This is a genomic window from Zarconia sp. (assembly GCF_057467645.1).
This window is the reverse complement of sequence record NZ_JBRJXU010000153.1, coordinates 1-5064: the sequence shown is the minus strand read 5'-3', so window position 1 is coordinate 5064 and position 5064 is coordinate 1. Positions and strand designations below refer to the sequence as shown.

Sequence of the window (5064 nt, the reverse complement as noted above, 5' to 3'; positions counted from 1 at the left end):
TTCTTCGTTGGTGGTTTCGAGTTCTTCGATCACCGCTTGGAGGTTTTCGCGGGTTTGTTGGAGTTCGTATTCGAGTTCGAGGATGCGTTGGGAGGCTTCGGCGTCGGCTTCAAAGCGTTCTCCGGAAACCTGTTGGGGAGCAACATCTTCTTGAATGACGATGGCAAAAAAATCGGCGGCCTGTTTGCTGCCTTCGTAATAGGTGACTTTGAGCTTGAGATTGTTCGATCGCGCTTCGGAGTCGAGTTTAATTCCCGAATAGGACACCGACGCTCTCTCCCGACGAGCGCGGCGCAAGGCGGTAATCAGGGGCAGTTGCAATTCCCCTGAGATGAGTTGGGAAATGTCGTTGGTGACTCGGCCGGTGGGGATGGTGAGGACTCCCAGGGTGTTGTTAAAGGTATGAAGCAGCTTGTAATCGCGATCGACGAGCAGGCAAGTGGCGCGAGATTCGGCTAAAAAATCGCTAAAGGCAATATTTAAGAGGGGTTCGAGTCGATCGCGCTCGGAATTTTGGGTGAGGGAGTGGGGCAGAAGCTGGCGAGAATGCTGTTCGATTTTCTTCACCGGCAGGGGCAATCGGATATCCCGGCACTTTTGGTAGATTTTGCTCTTGGCGTGCAGTGCTCTGAATTCCGGCTCGATTTGCCCGAGGGTTTCCGCTTCCCCGAGAAAGAGAATGCCGTTGGAGGCGAGGGAAAAATGGAGGTTGCGCAACACTTGCTGTTGTAAGTCCGATTGCAAGTAAATCAAGACATTGCGACAGCTAATTAGCTTCATCCGGGTAAACCCGGCATCTTTGGTTAAGTCGTGGTGGGCGAAGAGTAGCTTTTCTCGCAGGCGGCGAGACACTTGCAGGGCGTTATCTTTGCGTACGAAGTAGCGCTCGATGCGTTCGGGTTCGATTTCGTTGGTAATTGTCAGGGGATAGATGCCGCGATCGGCTTTTTCTAGAGCCACTTTATCGATATCCGTGGCAAAAATTTTAAATCGAATCGGTTTGTTGGCGCGGGTAATGGTCTCATCGAGGAGCATCGCTAGGGAATAGGCTTCTTCTCCCGTGGCGCAGGCGGTTACCCAACACCGCAGTTCTTCTTGGGGATCGGCACGATGGATGAGTTGGGGGACGATGTGGGTTTCGAGGAAGTCCCAGGCGCGGCGATCGCGGAAAAATTGGGTGACGCTAATGAGCAAATCGTGACACAGTGCCGCCCGCTCTCGGGGGGAGGATTCGAGCAAGCGAATGAAATCGTTGAAATCCGGGCAGCCGCTAATCAGATATCGCCGTTGGATGCGGCGCGAGAGGGTGCTGGTTTTGTAATGGGAAAAATCCGTTTGTTCGTGCTCGGCGAGGATGCCCGTAATTCGCTTCAATCGATCGGCATCCAGAACCGATGCGGCATCAGTCTGAACGGGGTCTGGAGTGTGGCGCGATCGCACCAATTGGTAGATCAGACCAGCCAGTTCCTGGGGGGGGAGGACGCGATCGACCACGCCCGTGGCGATCGCCGTGCGGGGCATCCCATCAAATTCGGCAGTTTCGGGGTCTTGCACCATGGCAAATCCCCCCGCTTCGTTAATGGCGCGCAACCCTCGGGTGCCGTCGCTGCCGGTTCCCGATAAAATCACCCCAATGGCACGATCGACGTAATGTTTGGCCAGGGATTCTAAAAAAATATCGATGGGAAAATTTAGACCGTGACGGTTTCTTTCCTCTTGTTCGAGTAAATGCAACCGCCCCGTTTCTAAAACTAAATTCTTTCCCGGTGGAATTAAATAAACGGAATTGGCTTCTAATTCCATGCCATCGGTGACGCGATAGACTGCCATTCGGGTGCGTCGCTCGAGCAGTTCTTTCATCAGACTTTTAAAGTCCGGGGAAAGATGCTGGATCACCACAAAGGCGGCTCCGCTATCGATGGGTAGATGCTCGAAGAATTCTTCGAGGGCACGCAGACCACCCGCGGACGCACCGATGCCCACCACGAAGAAGCTCGGCTCGGGTTCGAGAGAATTAGACATGAAGGTTTGAGATGACATCTTGAGGGATTAAGATTGCCGATAAAAATGGAGAAAATGTGATTTTTTTGAGAAAATCGAATCACCCAAACATTCACAAAATATCCACAATTTGATTTCCCAGTCAAGCAATCTTCAATGTTCTCAAAGCCAACGATGATTTTCCGGTCTTCTACTGAGTGTAAGGGAAAGACGTAAATTTTTTATTGGATAATGTTTTGATTTTTTACTGTATTATATATTTTAATAAAAAATTATAAAATCACAATTTAATTAAAAATTATCGTCCTTTAGAATGGCAACGAGTAAATACAGACAAAAAAAAACGACCGCCCCCTCGAAATTTCAGCCCAGCGATCGCCAGTTTAAGCTCTTAAGCCGGATCGCCACTCACATTCGAGAATCTCTCGAACTCCAGAACATTCTCGATACGACGGTTATCGAAGTTCGAGATTTTCTCAAGGTCGATCGGGTCAAAATCTACAAATTCGATCCGGAGGGCAACGGACAAGTCATCGCCGAATCGAGAGGGGGCGATCGCCTTCCATCTCTGGCGGGTCTGCACTTCCGGGCCGGAGACATTCCTCCCCAAGCGCGGGAACTGTTCTGCAAAGCCCGAGTGCGCTCGATCGTTAACGTCCGCAACCAAGAAATTCGCCTGAGCGAACCCAATCGCCCCTCCTCCACCGCCACCGGGGAACTCAGCGCCGAGGAAGTGTGCCGGCAGCCCCTGAAAAAGCTCCTCGAGCGCCCCGTCGATCCCTGCCACATCGAGTATTTGCGCTTAATGGGGGTGCAAGCGACCATGGTCGTGCCTCTCGTGAGCGGCGACGAACTTTGGGGGTTGCTCATCGCCCACCACGCCCAACCGAAAACCTTCAGCGCCATCGCCCAAAAAATCGTCGGGGCGATCGCCGAACAAGTGGAAATAGCGATCGCCCAAGCAGCAACCTTCGCCGAAGTCAAAGCTCGGGGGAAACGGGAAGCCACCGTCAATCAAATCACCACCCTCCTCCATTCCCCCAGGGACACCCGACCTAACCTCGAATGGGTTCTCGATCGGATTGCCATCGCCCTCCAAAGCTGTGGCGGCATCCTCTGCTGCCCCGAAGAAGAGGCGACCCACTGCTACACCTGCGGTTTGATTCCCCACCTGCCACCTCAAGAGTGGACGCAATACTACCAGATCCTGAGTTCGGCGGGACAATCCTTTGCCACCACGGATATCTACCAAGTTCCCCAACTCGCAGGTATCCTCCCCCAGTTGGGAAATCCAGATATTCGCGGTGCCATTTTCCTGCCCTTGCAATGCGGGGGAGAATCCTTGGGTTATTTAACGCTGTTTCGCAGTGCCATCGACACCGAACGGCTGTGGGTGGGCTACCCAGAACCCGATCCCCGGCAACAGCGTCCCCGAGAGTCTTTTGAAGAATGGCGAGAACTGGTGCGAGGACAAGCACCGGAATGGACGAGGGAGGATATCCAACTCCTCGAGGTTCTCGCCAGACATCTGGCGATGGCATTATTACAAGAGCGTCTCTACCGCCGGGAACGCCAACAGCGCCTCCTGGTGGAAATGCGCAACCGCGAACTCGACGAAGCCCGTCGCGCGGCAGAAGAGGCAAACCGCCTCAAATCTGACTTTCTCGCCTCCACTAACCACGAATTGCGCACGCCTCTGGCTTCAACCCTCAATTACCTAACACTGCTCAAAGAGGGTTTCTACGACAACGAAGAAGAACTCAGAGAATATATCGAAGCCGCCCATCTATTCGCAGAAAACCTCACGGAAATCGTCAGTAACGTCCTCGATATTGCCCAAATCGAAGCCGATCGAATGTCGGTAGCAGCAGCGGAATTCGACCTCGGGTCGTTCCTCGATCGCATCGGGCGAATGTTTCAACCCGAGGCGAACCGTCGCGACATTTCTTTCGTTATCGATTCTCAGCTCGATCGATTCTACGGCGACGAAAACAAAATCCGACAAATCCTCATTAACTTACTTTCCAATGCCTTAAAATTCACCGAATCCGGCAAGATTTGCCTCGAAGTGACGCGCCAACCCAACTCCCATCCGCCGATGGTGCAATTTGCTGTCATCGATACCGGAATCGGCATCGAAATGAGCAAAAAAGAAACCCTATTTGACCCTTTCGTTCAAGAAGATGGTTCCATTCGACGACGCTATGGTGGAACGGGTTTGGGATTGACGATTTGCAAAAAATTTGTCGAAATTATGGGCGGAAAAGTTGGGATCGAAAGCTTGGGAAAAGATAGAGGAACGACGGTTTACTTTAACTTGCCAGAAATGGTGAGTTAGTCAGACTCTAAAAGCAATTTTTGATGTGCTATCGGTCATAAATTTAAAATTTCAAAATGAAAATTTTGTTAGTCGAAGACGATCTACTTTTAGCGAAAGGAACAGCCAAGTTAATCGAGCGACTCAGTTCTCATCAAGTGCAAATTACGGCGAATCCGGAACAAGTCTTTAAATGGTGTAACAATGGAGAGGTACAGCTGATTTTAATGGATATTAATTTGCCCGGTTCGCGCTGGAATAATCAGCTCATCAGTGGAACCGATCTATCACGATCGCTCAAGGAAAATTATCAAACTCGTCACATTCCGATTATTCTCTTGAGTGCTTATGCGATGAAAAGCCAAAAGGCTGCACTCCTAAGACTCTCAAAAGCCGATGAATTTTGGACAAAGCCAATCACAAATTACGAAAAAATCATCAAAGAAATGGAGGAACTCTTTCGCGAATCTAGTGCCGTTCCGTCGCAATCACCAACTCGCTCTCAACCGATGAAAACCATGTCTGGTAGCATTTTGAATTTTGAATTTTGAATTATGGCTCGCGGCACAAGTCCCCGCGCAAGTATAGCAGTCGCTATATCGAGTCATATCAAATCCGGTTGATTAACCATAATTAACGTCAGTTTTGCTTAAGTGACGTCGACGGGATGCCGACTCTGGGTGAGATTCGGGCGGTTGGCAAGCCTCTTGATGAGCGAAGCGATCGCACTGGCTACATCTGGTTGC

3 protein-coding genes are annotated in these 5064 nt (G+C 50.8%); 2 read left to right on the top strand and 1 reads right to left on the bottom strand.

Features of this window, described 5'->3' with window-relative positions; all coding sequences use genetic code 11:
- The coding region (locus tag AC2215_RS23155) for a chemotaxis protein CheB (RefSeq protein ID WP_486812385.1) at positions 1 to 2022 on the bottom strand (2022 nt) is incomplete at its 3' end.
- A gap of 292 nt (positions 2023 to 2314) precedes the next feature.
- Here AC2215_RS23155 and AC2215_RS23150 point away from each other — a divergent pair.
- Together AC2215_RS23150 and AC2215_RS23145 are read left to right on the top strand one after the other, a co-directional pair.
- On the top strand, positions 2315 to 4339 hold the full coding sequence (locus AC2215_RS23150; RefSeq protein WP_486812384.1) for a GAF domain-containing sensor histidine kinase: 2025 nt from the start codon (positions 2315 to 2317) through the stop codon (positions 4337 to 4339).
- Positions 4340 to 4395: 56 nt separating this feature from the next.
- A complete protein-coding gene (locus AC2215_RS23145; protein ID WP_486812383.1) occupies positions 4396 to 4869 on the top strand; it encodes a response regulator in 474 nt (157 codons plus the stop codon).
- Positions 4870 to 5064: the final 195 nt, after the last annotated feature.